The 22,062-nt window shown below is 64.4% G+C and carries 18 protein-coding genes; 15 read left to right on the forward strand and 3 right to left on the reverse strand.

From position 1 onward, the window contains the following. The first annotated feature begins 4 nt into the window (after nt 1-4). From ACVIYL_RS10290 to ACVIYL_RS10345, 12 genes are all read left to right on the forward strand, one after another. Nucleotides 5-664, forward strand: coding sequence for an arylesterase (locus ACVIYL_RS10290; protein WP_076834707.1), 660 nt, complete (start codon nt 5-7; stop codon nt 662-664). A 166-nt stretch (nt 665-830) separates the two neighbouring features. Beyond that, on the forward strand, nt 831-1,367 hold the full coding sequence (gene thpR / locus ACVIYL_RS10295) for an RNA 2',3'-cyclic phosphodiesterase (RefSeq protein WP_456778444.1): 537 nt from the start codon (nt 831-833) through the stop codon (nt 1,365-1,367). 222 nt (nt 1,368-1,589) lie between these two features. Further along, nucleotides 1,590-2,777, forward strand: a complete 1,188-nt coding sequence (gene zapE, locus ACVIYL_RS10300) for a cell division protein ZapE (protein WP_456778445.1) — start codon at nt 1,590-1,592, stop codon at nt 2,775-2,777. Nucleotides 2,778-3,012: 235 nt separating this feature from the next. After that, a complete protein-coding gene (gene mdh, locus ACVIYL_RS10305; protein WP_028336306.1) occupies nt 3,013-3,981 on the forward strand; it encodes a malate dehydrogenase in 969 nt (322 codons plus the stop codon). A gap of 161 nt (nt 3,982-4,142) precedes the next feature. Further along, on the forward strand, nt 4,143-5,339 hold the full coding sequence (gene sucC, locus ACVIYL_RS10310; RefSeq protein ID WP_057020926.1) for an ADP-forming succinate--CoA ligase subunit beta: 1,197 nt from the start codon (nt 4,143-4,145) through the stop codon (nt 5,337-5,339). Nucleotides 5,340-5,341: 2 nt separating this feature from the next. Continuing rightward, the gene (locus ACVIYL_RS10315; RefSeq protein ID WP_057020925.1) at nt 5,342-5,818 is read left to right on the forward strand and encodes a DUF1579 family protein; all 477 of its coding nucleotides are present in this window, start codon (nt 5,342-5,344) and stop codon (nt 5,816-5,818) included. A 95-nt stretch (nt 5,819-5,913) separates the two neighbouring features. Further along, nucleotides 5,914-6,795 (forward strand): succinate--CoA ligase subunit alpha, encoded by an 882-nt coding sequence (gene sucD / locus ACVIYL_RS10320; protein ID WP_028340814.1) that lies wholly within the window; start codon nt 5,914-5,916, stop codon nt 6,793-6,795. 255 nt (nt 6,796-7,050) lie between these two features. Continuing rightward, nucleotides 7,051-10,011: a 2-oxoglutarate dehydrogenase E1 component gene (locus ACVIYL_RS10325; RefSeq protein WP_456778446.1), complete on the forward strand. Its 2,961-nt coding sequence runs from the start codon at nt 7,051-7,053 to the stop codon at nt 10,009-10,011. A 167-nt stretch (nt 10,012-10,178) separates the two neighbouring features. Continuing rightward, nucleotides 10,179-11,420: a 2-oxoglutarate dehydrogenase complex dihydrolipoyllysine-residue succinyltransferase gene (odhB, locus tag ACVIYL_RS10330; protein WP_456778447.1), complete on the forward strand. Its 1,242-nt coding sequence runs from the start codon at nt 10,179-10,181 to the stop codon at nt 11,418-11,420. A gap of 72 nt (nt 11,421-11,492) precedes the next feature. After that, nucleotides 11,493-12,242: an SDR family oxidoreductase gene (locus tag ACVIYL_RS10335; protein ID WP_028336311.1), complete on the forward strand. Its 750-nt coding sequence runs from the start codon at nt 11,493-11,495 to the stop codon at nt 12,240-12,242. A gap of 84 nt (nt 12,243-12,326) precedes the next feature. Then, the gene (gene lpdA, locus ACVIYL_RS10340; RefSeq protein WP_253605457.1) at nt 12,327-13,727 is read left to right on the forward strand and encodes a dihydrolipoyl dehydrogenase; all 1,401 of its coding nucleotides are present in this window, start codon (nt 12,327-12,329) and stop codon (nt 13,725-13,727) included. A gap of 40 nt (nt 13,728-13,767) precedes the next feature. Beyond that, nucleotides 13,768-14,307, forward strand: coding sequence for a hypothetical protein (locus ACVIYL_RS10345; RefSeq protein ID WP_225163860.1), 540 nt, complete (start codon nt 13,768-13,770; stop codon nt 14,305-14,307). 144 nt (nt 14,308-14,451) lie between these two features. Here ACVIYL_RS10345 and ACVIYL_RS10350 read toward each other — a convergent pair whose 3' ends face one another. After that, nucleotides 14,452-15,042 carry a DUF4337 domain-containing protein gene (locus ACVIYL_RS10350; RefSeq protein WP_028336314.1) on the reverse strand — a complete coding sequence of 197 codons (591 nt, stop codon included), beginning with the start codon at nt 15,040-15,042 and terminating at the stop codon, nt 14,452-14,454. 144 nt (nt 15,043-15,186) lie between these two features. After that, nucleotides 15,187-16,158: a tyrosine recombinase XerC gene (locus tag ACVIYL_RS10355; RefSeq protein ID WP_456778448.1), complete on the reverse strand. Its 972-nt coding sequence runs from the start codon at nt 16,156-16,158 to the stop codon at nt 15,187-15,189. A gap of 234 nt (nt 16,159-16,392) precedes the next feature. On the opposite strand from ACVIYL_RS10355, the gene ACVIYL_RS10360 reads away from it, so the two are divergent. Then, entirely contained in the window at nt 16,393-18,603 is a 2,211-nt protein-coding gene (locus ACVIYL_RS10360) for a primosomal protein N' (protein ID WP_456778449.1), read from the forward strand. Between the two features lie 218 nt (nt 18,604-18,821). Here the strand turns inward: ACVIYL_RS10360 and ACVIYL_RS10365 are convergent, their stop codons facing one another. Next, nucleotides 18,822-19,313: a septal ring lytic transglycosylase RlpA family protein gene (locus tag ACVIYL_RS10365; protein WP_225163857.1), complete on the reverse strand. Its 492-nt coding sequence runs from the start codon at nt 19,311-19,313 to the stop codon at nt 18,822-18,824. Between the two features lie 630 nt (nt 19,314-19,943). Here ACVIYL_RS10365 and ACVIYL_RS10370 point away from each other — a divergent pair. Next, a complete protein-coding gene (locus ACVIYL_RS10370) occupies nt 19,944-20,504 on the forward strand; it encodes a F0F1 ATP synthase subunit delta (protein WP_229189993.1) in 561 nt (186 codons plus the stop codon). After that, nucleotides 20,504-22,033: a F0F1 ATP synthase subunit alpha gene (gene atpA, locus ACVIYL_RS10375; protein WP_225645261.1), complete on the forward strand. Its 1,530-nt coding sequence runs from the start codon at nt 20,504-20,506 to the stop codon at nt 22,031-22,033. Before ACVIYL_RS10370 ends, atpA begins: the two co-directional genes overlap by 1 nt. Nucleotides 22,034-22,062: the final 29 nt, after the last annotated feature.

The following is a 22,062-nucleotide window of genomic DNA, read 5'->3' on the forward strand; positions in this document are numbered from 1 at the left end:
CTTCGTGCACATACTCGTGTTGCTTATGGGCTTGATGACGGCGGCCAGCGCGCAGACGCCAAGGCTGGAGAATGGCCCGGAGAAGGGCCCGGCGAAGCCGATCAAGATGGTGGTTCTGGGCGATTCCCTGAGCGCCGGGTACGGCCTCCCGGGCCCGGCGGCATTCCCGATCCGGCTCCAAAAGGCGTTGGAAGCCAAGGGGATAAAGGTCGAGATGAGCAATGCCGGGGTGTCCGGCGACACCGCCTCGGGCGGCCGCGAGCGGCTCGACTGGTCGGTGCCTGATGGAACCGATGCCGTGATTGTCGAGCTCGGCGCCAACGATGCCTTGCGCGGCATCGATCCCGCCGTCACGCGTGCCGCGCTCTCCGACATCATCACAAAGTTGCAGGCGCGCAAGATCGCCGTGCTCTTGTGCGGCATGCTCGCGCCACCGAACTATGGCAGTGAGTATGCAGCGAAGTTCAACGCGATCTATCCGGATCTCTCGAAGACCCTTGGCGTGCCGCTCTATCCGTTCTTCCTCGATGGGGTTGCCGCCGACGCGAAGCTCAACCAGGCCGACGGCATGCATCCGACGGCAGCAGGTGTGGACATCGTTGTGAAAAATATCCTGCCCACAGTGGAGGCATTTCTCGGCGCAATATCAGGGCAACGCAGTTGAAGCGCAGGCAGTGAGCCGTGCCGTGTCCGTAGGTTTACGAGCTGTTAACGGGTCATGCTTCGCAGAGTCACATATCTCGGGTACAAATAGGCATCGGTGATTCGTCGCCGGGCCGTTACAGGGTGCGGGCTCCCAAAACCCGCGCCAAGCATCGAGGATTATTGCGATGCCGCGTCTGTTCACTGGACTGGAAATTCCGGCCGATATCGGCCAAACCCTCTCCAGCTTGCGTGGCGGCCTGCCCGGCGCACGCTGGATCGATCCCGAAAATTATCACGTCACTCTGCGCTTCATCGGCGATATCGATGGCATGTGGGCCAACGAGATCGCGACGATGTTGTTTCGGGTAAACCGCAAGCCGTTCGAGGTCAAATTGCAAGGCCTGTCGAGCTTCGGCGGACGCAAGCCGCGCGCGGTGGTTGCCGCCGTCGAACCGAGCCGGCCGTTGATCGAACTGCAGGCCGAGCTCGAGCGGATGATGCAGCGGATGGGGCTCGATCCCGAGGGCAGGAAATTCACGCCGCATATCACGCTCGCGCGTCTGCATGACGCTTCGAGCCAGGACGTCGCGGATTATCTGTCGGTGCGCGGCTACTTCCCGAGCCGCAGCTTCATGGCCGACCGCTTCGTGCTGTTCTCGTCGCGCGCGTCGACAGGCGGCGGGCCCTATGTGGTCGAGGATTCCTACGCGCTCTGCGCGTGAGCCTCTTCACCTCGCCCCGCTTGCGGGGAGAGGTCGGATCGCATCGAAGATGCGATCCGGGTGAGGGGGTACGGGTCCGTCGATAGAGCGCGTCGGGTGGTGAGAGCCCCTCACCCCAGCCCTCTCCCCGCAAGAGCGGGGCGAGGGAGAGGAAAGTGCATACCCCACTGGCACAATTCACGGCTTGCAATTTGCCGCGCACTAGGGCCGTAAGGTGGGCTCATGCTGTCCGCCTCGCCCAGTTCCTTTCTCGAGCTCTACAAATCCCTGGTCGCCTCCGGCGCGATCGAGGCCGATCCCGCGCAGGCCCGCGCCGCCGAGGCATTCGGCGCGCTGGATGAGCGGCTCGCGAGCTACAAGCCGCAGCGCAAGCAAGGCCTGTTCGGGCGGCTGTTCGGCGGCGACAAGGACGACAAGCCGCCGCGCGGGCTCTACGTCCACGGCGAGGTCGGTCGCGGCAAGACCATGCTGATGGATCTGTTCTTCCAGCAGAGCCCGGTCGAACACAAGCGCCGCGCGCACTTCCACGAATTCATGGCCGAGGCGCATGAGCGCATCTACGGCTACCGTCAGCAGATCGCGCGCGGCGAGATCGCGGACGGCGACGTGATCGCGCTCACAGCGCAGGCGATCTTCGACGAAGCATGGCTGCTCTGCTTCGACGAATTTCACGTCACCGACATCGCCGATGCGATGATCCTCGGCCGGCTGTTCGCAAAGCTGTTCGAGCTCGGCACCGTGGTGGTCGCGACCTCGAACGTTGCGCCTGACGATCTCTACAAGGGCGGGCTCAATCGCGCGCTATTCCTGCCGTTCATCGCGCAGATCTCCGACCACATGGACGTGCTGCGGCTCGATGCGCGCACCGACTTCCGGCTGGAGAAACTCGTCGGCGTCAAGATGTGGCTGGTGCCCGCGGATGACGCGGCCGATGCCGCGCTCAACGCGGCCTGGCGCAAGATGACCGGCAATGCGCCGTGCAAGGCGCGCCTCATTCCGATCAAGGGACGCATCCTGAATGTGCCCTGCTCGGCGCACGGCGTCGCGCGCTTCAGCTTCATGGACATCTGCGAGAAGCCGCTGGCCGCGTCCGATTACCTCAGGCTCGCGCACGACTACCACACGATCCTGATCGACCACATTCCGGTGATGGACTACGCCGAGCGCAATGCCGCCAAGCGCTTCATTTCGCTGATCGACACGCTCTATGACAATGCCGTGAAGCTGATGGCCTCGGCCGAGGCCGATCCGGTGTCGCTGTACCTTGCGACCGACGGCGTCGAGGCGATGGAGTTCAAGCGCACATCCTCGCGCCTGATCGAGATGAGCTCGGAATCCTACCTGGCGCTGCCGCACGGCCGGAAGGACTCCTCCGCGAGCGGCGCGTCGACCGGCCTGGTCGAGACCTAAGCTGTCATTCCGGGGCGGTGCGCAGCACCGAACCCGGAATCTCGCGCCCAATCTCCGGATTCCGGGTTCGCGCTTCGCGCGCCCCGGAATGACGATGCCGTGGCATGCCTGATCGAATTCCAGGCAGGGCCCGCAATCGGGCAGGCCGCGACTTGAATGGATCATTCGAAAGGGATAACCACCCTTGCAACCGACTTCCCTCCCTCCCGTACACAGTTCAAAGGACTGATTTCCCATGGCACGCGACAAGATTGCTCTGATTGGCTCCGGACAGATCGGCGGAACGCTGGCGCACCTCGTCGGCCTCAAGGAACTCGGAGACGTCGTGCTGTTCGATATTGCCGAGGGCGTGCCGCAGGGCAAAGCGCTCGACATCGCGCAGTCGTCACCGGTCGACGGTTTCGATTCCAATCTGGTCGGCGCCAATTCCTATGAAGCGCTCGACGGCGCCAAGGTCTGCATCGTCACCGCCGGCGTGCCGCGCAAGCCCGGGATGAGCCGCGACGATCTCCTCTCCATCAACCTCAAGGTCATGGAGCAGGTCGGCGCCGGCATCAAGAAGTACGCGCCCGACGCCTTCGTCATCTGCATCACCAACCCGCTCGACGCCATGGTGTGGGCGCTGCAGAAGGCCTCGGGCCTGCCGCACAAGAAGGTGGTCGGCATGGCCGGCGTGCTCGACTCCGCGCGTTTCCGCTATTTCCTGGCCGACGAATTCCACGTCTCGGTCGAGGACGTCACCGCCTTCGTGCTCGGCGGCCACGGCGACACCATGGTGCCGCTGACCCGCTACTCGACCGTCGCCGGCATTCCGCTGCCCGACCTCGTCAAGATGGGCTGGACCTCGCAGGCGCGCATCGATGAGATCGTCGATCGCACACGCAACGGCGGCGCCGAGATCGTCAACCTGCTCAAGACTGGCTCCGCCTTCTACGCGCCGGCTGCGTCCGCGATCGCGATGGCCGAGAGCTACCTGAAGGACAAGAAGCGCGTGCTGCCCTGCGCCGCCTATCTCAACGGCGAGTACGGCGTGAAGGACATGTATGTCGGCGTGCCGGTCGTGGTCGGCGCCAAGGGTGTCGAGCGCATTGTCGAGATCGAACTGGCGGGCAAGGACCGCGAGGCTTTCGACAAGTCGGTCGGTGCGGTGCAGGGCCTGGTCGACGCCTGCAAGAAGATCGCGCCCGATCTGCTCGGCAAGTAATCTCGATTGGCAATGGCCCGATAGGCGGTTTCAATCGCCTGTCGGGTGCAAGGCGATGAAATTCCGGCGGATTTTTTAGTTGCGCGAGCTTTGGTATATGGTATGCCAGTTTCAAGGCTGACGTAAAAGGTCGCCGCACGAGGGTTTGGGAGCGTCTTTCCATGAATATCCATGAATACCAGGCCAAGGCTTTGCTGCATGAATTCGGCGTGCCGATCTCGCGCGGCGTGCCGGTGCTGAAGCCGGAAGAGGCCGACGCGGCGGCCAAGCAGCTGCCCGGCCCGATCTGGGTGGTGAAGAGCCAGATCCATGCCGGCGGCCGCGGCAAGGGCAAGTTCAAGGAAGCATCGGCCGGCGACAAGGGCGGCGTCCGCATCGCCAAATCGGCCGCCGAGGTCGCCGAATTCGCCAAGCAGATGCTCGGCGCGACGCTGGTCACGGTGCAGACCGGTCCGCACGGCAAGCAGGTCAATCGCCTCTACATCGAGGAAGGCTCCGACATCGACAAGGAGTTCTACCTCTCGATCCTGGTCAATCGCGAGACCTCCGAAATTTCCTTTGTGGTGTCGACCGAAGGCGGCGTGAATATCGAAGAGGTCGCGCATTCGACCCCGGAAAAGATCGTCTCGTTCTCGGTCGATCCCGCGACCGGCATCATGCCGCATCACGGCCGCACGGTTGCCAAGGCGCTGAAGCTGACCGGCGATCTCGCCAAGCAGGCCGAGAAGCTGACCGGCCAGCTCTATGCCGCCTTCGCCGCCAAGGACATGGCGATGCTCGAGATCAATCCGCTCGTCGTCACCAAGCAGGGCCAGCTTCGCGTGCTCGACGCCAAGGTGTCGTTCGACAGCAACGCACTCTATCGTCATCCGGACGTGGTCGCGCTGCGCGACGAGACCGAGGAAGACGCCAAGGAGATCGAGGCGTCGAAATACGACCTCAACTACGTCGCGCTCGATGGCACGATCGGCTGCATGGTCAACGGCGCCGGCCTTGCCATGGCGACCATGGACATCATCAAGCTGTACGGCATGGAGCCGGCGAACTTCCTCGACGTCGGCGGCGGCGCCAGCGTGGAGAAGGTCGCGGCCGCGTTCAAGATCATCACCGCCGATCCGAACGTGAAGGGCATCCTGGTCAACATTTTCGGCGGCATCATGAAGTGCGACGTGATCGCCGAGGGCGTGGTCGCCGCGGTGAAGCAGGTCGGCCTCAAGGTTCCGCTGGTGGTGCGCCTCGAAGGCACCAATGTCGAGCAGGGCAAGAAGATCATTCGCGAGAGCGGCCTCAACGTTCTGCCCGCCGACAACCTCGACGACGCTGCACAGAAGATCGTGAAAGCCGTCAAGGGAGGCTAACGATGGCCGATCATCTCGACGCTCCGACACCGCTGGACGAACACCGCAAGCTCGCGGCGTTTGCGGGCGAGTGGAGCGGCGAAGAGATGGTCTATCCGTCGCGCTGGACCGCGGGCGGTCCGGCCACCTCGCAGGTCGTTGCGCGCATCGCGCTCAACGGCTTCTACCTGATCCAGGACAGCGTGCAGACCCGCGACGGCAAGGAGAGCTTCGCCACCCACGGCGTGTTCACCTACGACCGCGACGATCGGGCCTACAAATTGTTCTGGCACGACTCGCTCGGCTACTACCCGCCGTCACCGGCGTCCGGTGGCTGGGCGGGCAAGTCGCTGATCCTGGTGCGCGGCTCGCTGCGCGGCAATGCCCGTCACGTCTACGAGGTCGTCGACGACAACACCTACAACATGAAAATCCAGTTCTCGCCTGACGCGGAAGGGTGGGCCGACGTGCTCACCGGCGTGTACCGGCGTATTCACTGAGCATGATCCGGAAAAGTGGTCTCCGGTTTTCCGACAAGATCATGCTCAAACCATAGAGTCCCATCACCGATCGTCTCGCGAAAGCATCTCGAACCATGTCCATTCTGATCGACAAGAACACCAAGGTCATCTGCCAGGGCTTCACCGGCAAGAACGGCACGTTCCATTCGGAAGCGGCGATCGCTTACGGCACCAAGATGGTCGGCGGCGTGGCGCCGGGCAAAGGCGGCTCGACCCATCTCAACCTGCCGGTGTTCGACACCGTCGCCGAAGCGCGCGAGAAGACCGGCGCCGACGCCAGCGTGGTCTATGTCCCGCCGCCGGGCGCAGCCGACGCGATCTGCGAGGCGATCGATGCGGAAATCCCGCTGATCGTCTGCATCACCGAGGGCATCCCGGTGCTCGACATGGTGCGCGTGAAGCGCTCGCTGTCGGGCTCGAAGTCGCGGCTGATCGGGCCGAACTGCCCCGGCGTGATGACCGCCGGCGAATGCAAGATCGGCATCATGCCGGCCAACATCTTCAAGCCCGGCTCGGTCGGCATCGTCTCCCGCTCCGGCACCCTGACCTATGAGGCGGTGTTCCAGACCACCCAGGAGGGCCTCGGCCAGACCACCGCGGTCGGCATCGGCGGCGACCCTGTCAAGGGCACCGAGTTCATCGACATGCTGGAGATGTTCCTGGCCGACGAGAAGACCAAGTCGATCGTGATGATCGGCGAAATCGGCGGCTCCGCCGAGGAAGACGCCGCCCAGTTCCTCAAGGACGAGGCCAAGCGCGGCCGCAAGAAGCCGATGGTCGGCTTCATTGCCGGTGTCACCGCACCTCCCGGCCGCCGCATGGGCCATGCCGGCGCGATCATCTCGGGCGGCAAGGGCGACGCCGGTTCCAAGACCGCGGCGATGGAAGCCGCCGGCATCAGGGTGTCGCCGTCGCCGGCGCGCCTCGGGCATACGCTCGCGGAGATGCTGAAGTAACCGCCGTCCGGCGAGTTCCCTTCGAGGTTTGGCGTGATTTGGGGCGGGTTCTCCTTGGGGAACCCGCTTTTTTATTGCGTTTTGGTGCCGAAATGCCGATCAATAAAAAATGAAAATATATTCATTTCTTAGTTCTTTTAGGCAGGAATATCTGTCCTAGATAGGGTAAAGGGTATCAATCCAGCCGGCGCACTTCCAGACCGGCACCAGCGCCGTCTTCTACGCGCGAACCGAAAAAAATCACCAGGACTGCCCATGTCTCGCCAAGACGCGAACGCCGCTTTTGCACTCTCATCATTCCTGCAGGGCACCAACGCCGCCTACATCGACGACCTCTACGCCCGCTACGAGCAGGACCCGTCGTCGGTCGACGCCGAATGGCAGGATTTCTTCAAAAGCCTGAAGGACGCTCCGGCCGACGTCCAGAAGAACGCCGAGGGCGCCTCGTGGGGCCGTGACAACTGGCCGGTGACGCCGCGCGACGAGCTGACCTCGGCGCTCGACGGCAACTGGGCCCAGGTCGAGAAGGCGGTCGGCACCAAGCTCGCGGCCAAGGCGCAGGCCAAGGGCGTCGAGCTGTCCGATGCCGATGTCCATCAGGCCACCCGCGATTCGGTTCGCGCGCTGATGCTGATCCGCGCCTACCGCATGCGGGGCCATTTCCACGCCAAGCTCGATCCGCTCGGCATCGAGGCGCCGCGCGACCGCGAGGAGCTCGATCCGCGCTCCTATGGCTTCACCGAGGTGGACTTCGATCGCAAGATCTTCCTCGACCACGTGCTCGGGCTCGAATACGGCACGCTGCGCGAGATCGTGCATATCTGCGAACGCACCTACTGCCAGACGCTTGGCGTCGAGTTCATGCATATCTCCAACGCCGCGCAGAAGGCGTGGATCCAGGAGCGCATCGAGGGGCCGGACAAGGAGATCTCGTTCACGCCCGAGGGACGCCGCGCGATCCTCAACAAGCTGATCGAGGCGGACGGCTTCGAGAAGTTCTGCGACACCAAGTTCACCGGCACCAAGCGCTTCGGTCTCGACGGCGGTGAATCGCTGATCCCGGCGCTCGAGCAGATCATCAAGCGCGGCGGCAATCTCGGCGTGAAGGAGATCGTGGTCGGCATGCCGCATCGCGGCCGTCTCAACGTGCTGACCCAGGTGATGGGCAAGCCGCACCGTGCGCTGTTCCATGAGTTCAAGGGCGGTTCGGCCAACCCCGACTCGGTCGAAGGCTCGGGCGACGTCAAGTATCACCTCGGCGCCTCCTCGGACCGCGAGTTCGACGGCAACAACATCCATCTGTCGCTGACCGCAAACCCGTCGCATCTCGAGATCGTTGATCCGGTCGTGATGGGCAAGGTGCGCGCCAAGCAGGACCAGCACGGCGATCCGCCGGATATGCGCATCTCCGTGCTGCCGCTGCTGATGCATGGCGATGCGGCATTCGCGGGCCAGGGCGTGGTGGCTGAATGCTTCAGCCTGTCCGACCTGAAGGGCTATCGCACCGGCGGCTCGCTGCATTTCATCGTCAACAACCAGATCGGCTTCACCACCTATCCGCGCTATTCGCGCTCGTCGCCCTATCCGTCCGACGTGGCGAAGATGATCGATGCGCCGATCTTCCACGTGAATGGCGACGATCCGGAGGCCGTGGTGTTCGCGGCCAAGGTCGCGATCGAGTTCCGGCAGAAATTCCACAAGCCGGTCGTCATCGACATGTTCTGCTACCGGCGCCACGGCCACAACGAGGGCGACGAGCCGGCCTTCACCCAGCCGGTGATGTACAAGAAGATCGCTTCTCACCCGTCAACGCTGGAGATCTACGCCAAGCGGCTGGTCGCTGACGGCGTGTTGACCGAGGGCGAGGTCGAGAAGGCCAAGGCCGACTGGCGCGCGCGGCTCGACGCCGAGCTCGAAGCCGGCGCCGGCTACAAGCCGAACAAGGCCGACTGGCTCGACGGCAAGTGGGCAGGCTTCAAGATTGCTGACCAGGAAGAAGACGCCCGCCGCGGCGTCACCGGCGTCGATGTCGCCGTTCTCAAGGATATCGGCCGCAAGATCACCAAGGTGCCGGACGGCTTCCGCGTCCACCGCACCATCCAGCGTTTCCTCGACAATCGCGCCAAGGCGATCGATAGCGGTGTCGGGATCGACTGGGCCACCGGCGAGGCGCTGGCATTTTGCACGCTGCTGCAGGAAGGTCATCATGTGCGGCTGTCCGGCCAGGATTCCGAGCGCGGGACCTTCTCGCAGCGCCATTCAGTGCTGATCGACCAGGAGGACGAGAGCCGCTACACGCCGTTCAACCATCTCGGCGGCGAAGACACCGGCCACTACGAGGTCATCAACTCGCTGCTGTCGGAAGAGGCGGTGCTCGGCTTCGAATACGGCTACTCGCTGGCCGAGCCGAATGCGCTGGCGCTCTGGGAAGCGCAGTTCGGCGACTTCGCCAACGGCGCGCAGGTGGTGTTCGACCAGTTCATCTCCTCGGGCGAACGCAAGTGGCTGCGCATGTCGGGCCTCGTCTGCCTGCTGCCGCACGGCTACGAAGGGCAGGGACCGGAGCATTCCTCCGCGCGCCTCGAGCGTTACCTGCAGATGTGCGCCGAAGACAACATGCAGGTGGTCAATCCGACCACGCCGGCGAACTACTTCCACGTGCTGCGGCGCCAGCTGCATCGCGAGATCCGCAAGCCGCTGATCCTGATGACGCCGAAGTCGCTGCTGCGCCACAAGCGCGCGGTGTCGCAGCTCGAGGAGCTCGGCAAGAACGCCACGTTCCACCGCATTCTGTACGATGACGCGCAGATGCTGCCGGACGAGAAGATCAAGCTGGTGCCGGACGACAAGATTCGCCGCGTCGTGCTGTGCTCCGGCAAGGTCTACTACGATCTCTACGAGGAGCGTGAGAAGCGCGACATCGATGACATCTATCTGATGCGCGTCGAGCAGCTCTATCCGGTGCCGCTGAAGGCGCTGGTGCAGGAGCTCGGCCGCTTCAAGAACGCCGAAGTGGTCTGGTGCCAGGAAGAGCCGCGCAACATGGGCTCCTGGCACTTCATCGAGCCCTATCTGGAATGGGTGCTCAACCAGATCCACGCACCCAACAGGCGTCCGCGCTATGCCGGCCGTCCGGCATCGGCGGCAACGGCGACCGGCCTAATGTCGAAACATCTGGCGCAACTCAAGGCGCTGCTCGACGACGCACTGAACTAACGACTTTCATTGAAGCCATGCCCCGCGAATGCGGGGCATCCGGTATCCCGCGTCATCCAGCAGAAGTGCTGTCGTCACGGAGTACCGGATCGCTCGCTTTGCGGGCGGTGGCGGACAAGTTTCACGACCGCAAATTTTGCGACCGCAGGGTTATCGAGGAAAAGACCATGACTGAAATTCGCGTTCCAACGCTCGGCGAATCCGTGACCGAGGCCACGATCGGCCGCTGGTTCAAGAAGGCCGGTGAAGCCGTCGCGGTGGACGAGCCGTTGGTGGAGCTGGAGACCGACAAGGTCACCATCGAGGTGCCCGCGCCGGTGGCCGGTACGCTCGGCGAGATCATCGCCACGGACGGCGAGACGGTCGCCGTCGGCGCGCTGCTCGGACAGATCAATGACGGCGCCGCTCCGGCCGCCAAGCCGGCTGCTGCGGCTCCCGCCAAGGCCGCCGCACCGGCTGCCGCTGCTGCGCCGGCTGCTGCCGCTGCGCCGAAGGCGCCGCCGCCGGATGCGCCGCTGGCACCCTCGGTCCGCAAGCTGTCCGCTGAAAGCGGCATCGATGCGTCCACTGTTCCGGGTTCGGGCAAGGACGGCCGCGTGACCAAGGGCGACATGCTGGCCGCGATCGAGAAGGCCGCCTCGGCGCCGACCCCGGTCAACCAGCCGGCCGCCGCCGTGCAGGTTCGCGCGCCGTCACCGGCCGACGACGCCGCGCGCGAGGAGCGCGTGAAGATGACCCGGCTGCGCCAGACCATCGCGCGCCGCCTCAAGGACGTGCAGAACACCGCCGCGATGCTGACGACCTTCAACGAGGTCGACATGACCGAGGTGATGAAGCTGCGGGCCCTCTACAAGGACACGTTCGAGAAGAAGCACGGCACGAAGCTCGGCTTCATGGGCTTCTTCACCAAGGCGGTCGTGCAGGGGCTGAAGGACATTCCGGCGGTCAACGCCGAAATCGACGGCTCTGACCTGATCTACAAGAACTACTATCACATCGGCGTTGCGGTCGGCACCGACCGCGGCCTCGTGGTGCCTGTTGTGCGCGACTGCGACCACAAGTCGATCGCCGAGATCGAGAAGTCGATCGCCGACTACGGCCGCCGCGCCCGCGACGGCCAGCTCAAGATCGACGAGATGCAGGGCGGCACCTTCACCATCACCAATGGCGGCATCTACGGTTCGCTGATGTCGACGCCGATCCTGAATGCGCCGCAGTCCGGCATCCTCGGCATGCACAAGATCCAGGAGCGGCCGATGGTGGTCGGCGGCAAGATCGAGGTGCGCCCGATGATGTATCTGGCGCTGTCCTATGATCACCGTGTCATCGACGGCAAGGAAGCGGTCACCTTCCTGGTGCGCGTCAAGGAGAGCCTGGAGGATCCGGCCCGCTTGGTGCTGGACCTCTAAGGTCGTATCGCGCGCGGCGTCCGATCGGCTCGGGCGCCGCGATCTGTTGGTTGCTCACATTTGGGGATCAAAGTGACGGATAAGGTCGTTGTCATCACCGGCGGCAGCCGCGGCATCGGCCGCGCCACCGCGCTCGCTGCCGCCGCGCGCGGCTATCGCATCGTGGTCGGCTATGCATCCAACAAGACCGCGGCGGACGAGGTCGTCGCCGCGATCGAAGCCAGGAACGGCAAGGCGATCGCGGTGAAATGCGATGTCGGCAGCGAGCAGGACATCCTGGCGCTGTTCAAGGCGGCCGACGGCTTCGGCACGCTCGGCGCGCTCGTCAACAATGCCGGCATCGTCGGCAAGAGCGGTGTGCGTGTCGACGAGATGTCGGCCGAGCGTATCCAGCAGATGATGGCAGTGAATGTCACCGGCAGCATCCTGTGTGCGCGCGAGGCGGTGAAGCGCATGTCGACCAAGCACGGCGGCAAGGGCGGCGTCATCGTCAACCTGTCCTCGGTGGCGGCGAAGCTCGGCGCGCCCAACACCTATGTCGACTATGCCGCCTCCAAGGGCGCGATCGATTCCTTCACGATCGGCCTCGGCTACGAAGTCGCGAATGAGGGCATCCGCGTCGCCGGCATCCGGCCCGGCCTGATCGACACCGACATCCACGCCGCGGGCGGCGAGCCCGATCGTGCGCACCGGCTTGCCCATATGGTGCCGATGAAGCGTGTCGGCACCGCCGATGAAATCGCCAACGCCATCGTCTGGCTGATCTCGGACGAGGCTTCCTATGTCACCAGCGCGATCCTCGACGTGTCGGGCGGTCGCTAGCACACGATCAAGAGCGGGCGGCGGTCTGCCGTCACGATCGCGCCCGCGTAATTGTCACAGAGCTTAGCTACAGGACCTTCCATCATGGCTTCTTACGATCTCGTCGTCATCGGCACCGGCCCGGGCGGATATGTCTGCGCGATCCGCGCGGCGCAACTCGGCATGAAGGTCGCCGTCGTCGAGAAGGACGCGACGCTGGGCGGCACTTGCCTCAACGTCGGCTGCATGCCGTCGAAAGCGCTGCTGCACGCCTCCGAGATGTTCGAGGAAGCCGGGCACTCCTTTGCCAAGATGGGCGTCAGCGTCCCGGCGCCGAAGCTAGATCTGCCCGCGATGATGAACTTCAAGCAGCAGGGCATCGACGGCAACGTCAAGGGCGTCGAGTTCTTGATGAAGAAGAACAAGATCGACGTGCTCAAGGGGACCGGCAAGATCCTCGGCGCCGGCAAGGTCGAGGTCTCCGGCGACGGCAAGTCCGAGACGGTCGAGACCAGGAACATCGTGATCGCCACCGGCTCCGATATCGCCCGCCTGAAGGGCATCGACATCGACGAGAAGCGCATCGTGTCCTCGACCGGCGCGCTGTCGCTGGAGAAGGTGCCGGAGAAATTGTTGATCATCGGCGCGGGGGTGATCGGGCTCGAGCTTGGCTCGGTCTGGCGGCGTCTCGGTGCGGACGTCATGGTCGTGGAATTCCTCGACCGCATCCTGCCCGGCATGGACGGCGAGGTGGCAAAGCAATTTCAGCGCATGCTCGAGAAGCAGGGCTTCGTCTTCAAGCTCGGCGCCAAGGTCACCGCGGTCGATAGCTCCGGCAAGACGCTGCAGGCCAAGGTCGAGCCGGCCGCCGGCGGCGCTGCGGAAACCATCGAAGCCGACGTCGTGCTCGTCTGCATCGGCCGGGTGCCCTACACCGAGGGCCTCGGGCTGAAGGAAGCCGGCGTTGCGCTCGACGATCGCGGCCGCGTCGAGATCGACGCGCACTTCTCGACCAACGTGAAGGGCATCTACGCGATCGGCGACGTCGTGGCCGGGCCGATGCTCGCGCACAAGGCGGAAGACGAAGGCGTTGCCTGTGCGGAGATCATCGCGGGCCAGGCCGGCCACGTGAACTACGACGTCATTCCAGGTGTTGTGTATACCACGCCGGAAGTGTCGTCGGTCGGCAAGACCGAGGAAGATCTCAAGCAGGCCGGCGTCGCGTACACCGTCGGCAAATTCCCGTTCACGGCAAACGGCCGGTCCAAGGTCAATCAGACCACCGACGGCTTCGTGAAAATTCTCGCAGATGCGAAGACGGATCGGGTGCTTGGCGTCCACATTGTCGGCCGCGAAGCCGGCGAAATGATCCACGAAGCCTGCGTTCTGATGGAATTCGGCGGATCGGCCGAGGATCTGGCACGCACCTGCCACGCGCACCCGACCCGTTCGGAGGCGATCAAGGAAGCCGCGCTTGCGGTGGGCAAGCGCGCCATCCATATGTGATGATCGAAAGTCCGGCGTCAGCCGGGTTGAGATCATAGCGATGCTGCGCCGCCTGCTTCAGCCGTTCTGGGTCCTGCTTGCGATCATCTTCCTGGTCGAGGCCTGGCTATGGGACCATCTCGAGCCGATCGTGGCGCGAGCGGTGGCGTGGATTCCGCTCCGCGCGCTCAAGCAATGGCTTGCCGACCGGGTCGATTCGCTGTCGCCGGCGATGACCCTGATTGTCTTCGTCGTGCCGGTGATCCCGCTGTTTCCGCTCAAGCTGATCGGGCTCTGGCTGCTGGCGAACCAATACTGGTTCAGTGCGGTCTCGCTGATCCTGTTCGCCAAGTTCGTCGGCGTCGGCGTGACGGCCTTCCTGTTCGACGTGACGCGGCCGAAACTGCTGGAGATGCCCTGGTTCGAGGCGCTCTATAATTTCGTGATGGCGCTGCGGGCCAAGGCCACGGCGCTGGTCGAGCCGATCAAGCGGCGCATTCGCGAGATGATCAGTGGCGACGGCGAGGGCTGGGCGGCGCGCACGCTGCGCGTGATCGCGCGCTTCCGCAAAAGCGTGCATCAGACCAGCAAGCCTCTTTGATCAAAACTTTCTATTCCGTCATCCTGAGGAGCGCGGAACGCGCGTCTCGAAGGATGCACGGCCCGGCCGGTGGCCGTCGATCCTTCGAGACGCGCGCAAGGGCGCGCTCCTCAGGATGACGGTTCGAAAGCGGCGCGCTGCGCCTCAATGCAGATGCAGCAAGTGCGGCTGGAACAGGCCGAGCGCCGTCATCACGATGCCGGCGAGCGTCACCAGGCCGGAGACCCAGGCCAGCGCGATGATGCCCGTGATGATGGTCGCCGATGCCAGCACGATGGCGATCTGGAAGGCGGCGGAGGCAAGCTCGAAATGATGATATTTCGCGGTGGCCTCGTCGCGCTCATGCTCGGCGTGCTTGGCGCGTTCGGAGAGCTGCTCCGAACCCTCGCCGGTTTCCGGCTCCGAGCGATAGCGCGCAGCGGTCTTCTGCCAATCGTCGATCTGCTTCTGCAGCGCGGCCCTGGCCGCCTCGTCGGTGGTGGTCGCGAGGTTCAGCTTGCCCTGTTCGGCCGCGGTCTGCACCGCGGTCCGGCGGATGCTCTTGGCCTGGAAGAAGGCCCACAGGTTGGAGGCCTCGACATTCTTGCTGATCGATTCGGTCTGGGCGCCCTTGCCGAGCGTTTCCGACAGCGCCAGGCACAGGGCGATCACGGCGATCAGGAGCGCGATCTTCTTGTTCTCGCCCGAAGCATGCTCGGCATGCTCCGCGTGCTCCATACTTTCATGTGCGCTCATGATTCCCCTCCGGATGCGACCGCGCCACGATTGCCGAATGCGGTGCACAAGGCAAGGGCCGAACGGTTTTGGGTAACCGTCTGAAGATGAACGGCGCATGACGGCGGGCCAAAGCCCGCGCTTTATTTTTTCAGAACCGAACGTTCAACCTCGGGGATGCGCGGAGCGATAGACTTCGAGCAGGCGCTCGCTGTCGATGCCGGTGTAAATCTGCGTGGTCGACAGCGATGCGTGGCCGAGCAATTCCTGGATCGCACGCAGATCGCCGCCACGGCTGAGCAGATGCGTGGCGAAGGAGTGCCGCAGCGCATGCGGCGTTGCGCTGTCGGGCAGGCCAAGCGCGCCGCGCAGCCGCTCCATGGTGAGCTGGATGATGCGTGGGCTCAAGGGGCCGCCGCGCGCGCCGACGAACATCGGCCCGGTCGGGCTGAGCTGATGCGGGCAGATCGCGGCATAGTCCGCGATCAATTGCAGCACGTTTTGCAGCACCGGCACCATGCGGGTTTTGTTGCCCTTGCCGGTCACCACGAGCACGTCGCCTTCGCCGGGCTTCGGCACGTCGCGGCGCTTCAGCCCCAGCGCTTCGGAGATGCGCAGGCCCGAACCATAGAGCAGCGCCATGACGGCGGCGTCGCGCACCAGGATCCAGGTCTCGCGGGTTTCGTCCGCGCGCTCGTCGGCGTCGGCAAAGCGTTTCGCTGCTTCCATGTGAATCGGCTTCGGCAGGCTCTTCGCCACCTTGGGCGCGCGGATCGCCGAGAGCGCGCCGACCTTGCCCTTGCCCTCGCGTTCCAGGAAACGGCCGAACGAGCGCAGGCCCGCCAGCGCCCGCATCAGCGATCGTCCGCCGATCTCCTCGGTCCGGCGCATCGCCATGAAGGCGCGCACATCGCTCGCCTCGAGCGCGGAAAATGCCTCAAGCGTCACCCGCGCGCCCCAATGCCCGGCCAGGAAGGAAAGGCATTGGCGCACGTCCCGGGCATAGGCCTCGAGCGTCTTCGGCGACAGCCGCCGCTCCGCGCGCAGATGCGACAGCCAGCGCGTCATCTCCTGCGTGACCGATGCGTCGGCGCAGTCGAGCTCGAGCGGCTGGATGGGCTGATCGGTCCGGGCCATGTCCGTGTCTTAAGTCCGTGTCCTAAGGGCTATTGGCGCTGCTCATCTCCTGATTATATCGCACTGCCTTCGTTTACCGTTCGCTAAGGCGCGAAGCGGTGATAGAGCGTTTTCGAGCGAAGTGGACGCCGGTTCGCGGGAAGAAAACGCGTCAAAACAAGAAGCTGGAGATTTGGTTCTGGTTCAATCAGAAACCAAATCTCTAGCCCGCTCGGGTTCAAGGTTTCTGATTCAATGGACCATACCACGCGCCCTGGCCCAGCCTCTGCATCGACGATACGTGTCGTCGACGTGCTGGTGCCTGTCGCGCTGAACCAGACCTATTCCTACCGCGTTCCGCGCGGCATGGAGCTTGCGCCGGGCGACGTGATCGGCGTTCCGCTCGGGCCGCGCGAGGTGGTTGCGGTGGTGTGGGCGGAAAATGCCAATCCGGATCCGCGGCTGCACAACCGGCTCAAGGACGTCAGCGAGAAGCTCGATGTTCCGCCGCTGAAGCCGGAGCTGCGTCAGCTGGTCGACTGGGTCTCCAATTACACCCTGTCGGCACGCGGCATGGTGCTGCGGATGACGCTGCGGATGGGCGAAAATCTCGGGCCGGAGCGGATGCGGCTCGGCGTGCGGCTGGTCGGCGAGCCGCCGCGGCGCCTGACGCCGGCACGCCGGCGGGTGATCGAGGTGCTGTCGGACCGCTTGCTGCACGGCAAATCGGAGGCGGCGCGGGAGGCCGGCGTCAGTTCCGGCGTGATCGACGGCCTGGTCGACGAAGGCACCCTCACGGTCGAGGCGATGCCGCCGCCGGCACCGCCGCCCGTTCCGGATCCCTCCCATGCGCAGCCGGTTTTTTCGCGCGAGCAGCGCAGTGCCGTCGACGTGATGCGGACGCTGGCCGCGAGCGGCAGCTTTCACGTCGCGCTGCTCGACGGCGTCACCGGTTCCGGCAAGACCGAAGTCTATTTCGAGGCGATCGCCGAGAATATCCGCCGCGGCAAGCAGACGCTGATCCTGATGCCGGAGATCGCGCTGACCGGCCAGTTCCTCGACCGTTTCGCGCAGCGCTTCGGCGTGCGGCCGCTGGAGTGGCATTCGGAGCTGACGCCGCGCACGCGCGCGCGCAACTGGGCCGCGATCTCCGAGGGCAAGGCGCCGGTCGTGGTCGGCGCCCGCTCCGCGCTGTTCCTGCCCTATGCCGATCTCGGTCTCATCATCGTCGATGAGGAGCACGACCAGGCCTACAAACAGGACGACGGCGCGCATTATCACGCGCGCGACATGGCGGTGGTCCGCGCCCATATCGCAAAGATTCCGATCGTGCTGGCGTCGGCGACGCCGTCGGTCGAGAGCGAGGTCAATGCGCGCAAGGGGCGCTACCAGCGCGTGGCGCTGCCGTCGCGGTTCGGCGGCCAGCACATGCCGCATATCGAGGCGATCGACATGCGCCGCGCGCCGCCGCCGCGCGGCCGCTTCATTTCGCCGGTGCTGGCCGAGCAAATTCGCCATGCCATTGAGCGCCGCGAGCAGGCGCTGCTGTTCCTCAACCGCCGCGGCTATGCACCGCTGACGCTGTGCCGGGCCTGCGGCCACCGCTTCGCCTGCACCATCTGCGATGCATGGCTGGTCGATCACCGGTTCCGGCAGCGGCTGGTCTGTCATCATTGCGGCTTCTCGATGCCGCGCCCGAATATCTGTCCACATTGCGCGGCCGAGGAATCGCTGGTCGCGGTTGGGCCCGGCGTCGAGCGCCTGCAGGAGGAGGCAGCCCACATCTTCCCCGAGGCCCGCACCATGGTGCTGTCGAGCGATCTCATCACCTCGATCGAGACCATGCGCAGCGAGCTCAACGAGATCGCCGAGGGCCGCGTCGACATCATCATCGGCACCCAGCTGGTGGCGAAGGGCCACAACTTCCCGCGGCTCAATCTGGTCGGCGTCATCGACGCCGATCTCGGCCTGAGCAATGGCGATCCGCGCGCCGCCGAGCGGACGTTCCAGCTGCTGAACCAGGTGGTCGGCCGCGCCGGCCGCGAGCAGGGCCGCGGCGTCGGCTTTCTGCAGACCCACCAGCCCGAGCATCCGGTGATCAAGGCCCTGATCGCCAATGACCGCGAGGCGTTCTATGCCAGCGAGATCGAGATTCGCGAGCGCACCGGCTACCCGCCGTTCGGCCGGCTGGCGAGCCTGATCGTCTCCGCCGGCGACCGTCCGACCGCGGAAGGCTTCGCCCGCAAGCTCGCCGCGGTGGCGCCGCTCGATGAGCGGATCCAGGTGCTCGGCCCCGCCGAGGCGCCGCTCGCCGTCATCAAGGGCCGCTATCGCTTCCGCCTGCTGGTGAAGTCGTTGCGCAATGTCGACCTGTCGCAATATCTGCGCGAATGGCTCGATGCAGGTCCCAAGACCAAGGGCAATCTGAAGCTCGAGGTCGACGTCGATCCGCAGAGCTTCCTCTAGTTCGTTCACTGTCCTCCGTCACTGCGAGGAGCGAAGCGACGAAGCAATCCATGTGTCCGCAAACGCGGTGAAATGGATTGCTTCGCTCCGCTCGCAATGACGGCGGCTGGCAGCACGTCCCGCAAAAGAAAAAGCCTGCCGTCATTTGCGACGGCAGGCCTTTTTGGCGCGAAGCAGGCCTCGCGGCCGTTACGCAACGCAACGCTTACTGAAGGCGCTTACGAGACGACCTCGGCGGTGACGCGGCCAACGCCGGCACCGGTCAGGCCGATGGCGCGGGCTGCGCCGGTGGAGAGGTCGAGCACGCGGCCGCGGATGAACGGGCCACGATCGTTGATGGTGACGACGACGCTGCGGCCGCCATGGGTGACGCGGAGCTTGGTGCCGAACGGCAGCGAGCGGTGGGCCGCGGTCATGGCGTTCTGGTTGAAGCGCTGGCCGGAAGCGGTGCGGCTGCCCGACTCATTGCCGTAGAAGGAGGCCATCCCCGAGAACGAGTGGCCGCCGGACGGCTGGATCGATGCATTGGCGTCGCGCCAGGACGAGCCTTCGGCGCGGGCGTGGTGATGATGGTGGTGGCGATGATGGTGGTGCCGGGACTTCGCGGACGCCTCGGTCACGCTGCCCCCGACCAGAATAGTTGCGGCTACAAAAGCAAGCGCCGTACGCGAGCGGGTTACGGTGCCCGCCGCCTTCTTGATATTCAGCATTGATAAGACCCTCAGACAGTATTGCCGCTAACGCGGCAAGTGGAACCCCCGTCCCTTCGTTGACCAAGGCCGTTTGGTTTCTCAATGAGGCACGAATTGGGCAGTAAATCCGGATTATCTCGTGCTGAAATATCTTGTTACCGCCTTGGGGTAGTCAATCGAGGTTCCGTAATCTTGCTGTTTAACCAATTTTTAACGACAAATATACTTGCCAATACTGATTATCGAGGCGACGGTAAGTTTTCGGTAAGTAATCGCTAAATGAAACCGCAGCCGGCCAGGAGTTCCCTGCGCGCTCGGCCATAGGCCTATGCAAATTTCGATGGAACAAAATCGCGGCGGCGCGAATCGGAGCCGACGCGCGCGAATTTCCGCGCGCCAAATTTTCCGGTTTGGCCGCCGGCTGCGGTCGGCAAAAAGCGCATGCGACAAGGCGGCACTCACGATGCCGTCATGTTGCACCTGCGCGATTGCTATGTTAGCAAAGCCGCGATTTTAACGGTCCCGGCACGTCCTGTGCCGGTCGAAAATCGAAGTCCCGCTTGAATTCCAAGGGCTTGGATCGCTAGGCGCTGCTTTGGTGGCGACGGTTTTTCCCTTGCGAATTTGACAGCAAAAAAGAGCGAGCTCGTGGCTGCTGAAGATCCGTCCGTTTCGGGAGTGTCCGGTCGTTACGCAACGGCCCTGTTCGAGTTGGCGCGCGACGAGCAATCCGTCGATCAAGTCCGGGCCGACCTCGACAAGTTCGAGGCCTTGCTCAACGAGAGCGCGGATCTCAAGCGCCTCGTCCGCAGCCCGGTGTTCGCCGCCGACGCCCAGCTGAAGGCGCTGACCGCGGTGCTCGACAAGGCCGGTATCTCCGGCACGTCGGCCAAATTCCTCAAGGTGCTCACCGCCAATCGCCGGCTGTTCGCCGTTGCCGATGTGATCCGCGCCTATCGCGCGCTGGTGGCGAAGTTCAAGGGCGAGGCGACTGCGGAAGTCACCGTCGCCGAGCAGCTCAGTGACAAGAATCTCGACGCGCTGAAGGCCGCACTGAAATCAGTGACGGGCAAGGACGTCGCGCTCAACGTGAAGGTCGATCCCTCCATTATTGGTGGCCTGGTGGTCAAGCTCGGCAGCCGCATGGTGGATAGTTCGCTTCGCACCAAACTCAATTCGATCAAGAACGCGATGAAAGAGGCAGGCTGATGGACATCCGCGCCGCAGAAATTTCTGCGATCCTCAAGGACCAGATCAAGAATTTCGGCCAGGAAGCCGAGGTCACCGAAGTTGGCCAGGTGCTGTCGGTCGGTGACGGTATCGCCCGCGTCTACGGTCTCGACAACGTTCAGGCTGGTGAAATGGTCGAGTTCGAGAACGGCACGCGCGGCATGGCGCTCAACCTCGAAACCGACAACGTCGGTATCGTGATTTTCGGCGCCGACCGCGAGATCAAGGAAGGCCAGACCGTCAAGCGCACTCGCGCGATCGTGGACGCGCCGGTCGGCAAGGGCCTGCTCGGCCGCGTCGTCGACGCACTCGGCAATCCGATCGACGGCAAGGGCCCGATCCAGGCCACCGAACGCAAGCGCGTCGACGTCAAGGCGCCCGGCATCATTCCGCGCAAGTCGGTGAACGAGCCGATGGCCACCGGCCTCAAGGCGATCGATGCGCTGATCCCGATCGGCCGCGGCCAGCGCGAGCTGATCATCGGCGATCGCCAGACCGGCAAGACCGCGATCGCGCTCGACACCATTCTGAACCAGAAGCCGCTCAACGCCCAGCCGGACGAGAACCTCAAGCTGTATTGCGTCTATGTCGCGATCGGCCAGAAGCGCTCCACCGTCGCGCAGTTCGTCAAGGTGCTCGAAGAGCAGGGCGCGCTGGAATACTCGATCATCGTTGCGGCGACCGCGTCCGATCCGGCGCCGATGCAGTACATCGCGCCGTTCACCGCCTGCACCATGGGCGAGTACTTCCGCGACAACGGCATGCACGCCGTGATCATCTATGACGACTTGTCGAAGCAGGCCGTCGCTTATCGCCAGATGTCGCTGCTGCTGCGCCGCCCGCCGGGCCGCGAGGCCTATCCGGGCGACGTGTTCTACCTGCATTCCCGCCTGCTCGAGCGCGCCGCCAAGCTCAACAAGGAGCATGGTTTGGGCTCGCTGACGGCGCTGCCGGTCATCGAAACCCAGGCCAACGACGTGTCGGCCTACATTCCGACCAACGTGATTTCGATCACCGACGGTCAGATCTTCCTGGAGACCGACCTGTTCTTCCAGGGTATCCGTCCGGCCGTGAACGTCGGTCTGTCGGTGTCGCGCGTCGGTTCGTCGGCGCAGACCAAGGCGACGAAGAAAGTCGCCGGCAAGATCAAGGGCGAGCTCGCGCAGTACCGCGAAATGGCGGCGTTCGCGCAGTTCGGCTCCGACCTCGACGCGTCCACGCAGCGCCTGCTCAACCGCGGTTCGCGCCTGACCGAACTCTTGAAGCAGCCGCAGTTCTCGCCGCTGAAGATGGAAGAGCAGGTTTGCGTGATCTGGGCCGGCACCAACGGCTACCTCGATCCGCTTCCGCTCAACAAGGTGAAGGCTTTCGAGGACGGCCTGCTGTCGCTGCTGCGCGGCAAGAACGCCGAGATCCTCGATGCGATCCGCACCAGCCGCGATTTGTCCGACGACACCGCCGCCAAGCTGAAGACGGTGGTCGAAGGTTTCGCCAAGACGTTTGCATAACGAGTGGGGCGTCGCCCGGCTCGCCGCCG

It is taken from the genome of Bradyrhizobium sp. USDA 3315 (genome assembly GCF_054056795.1).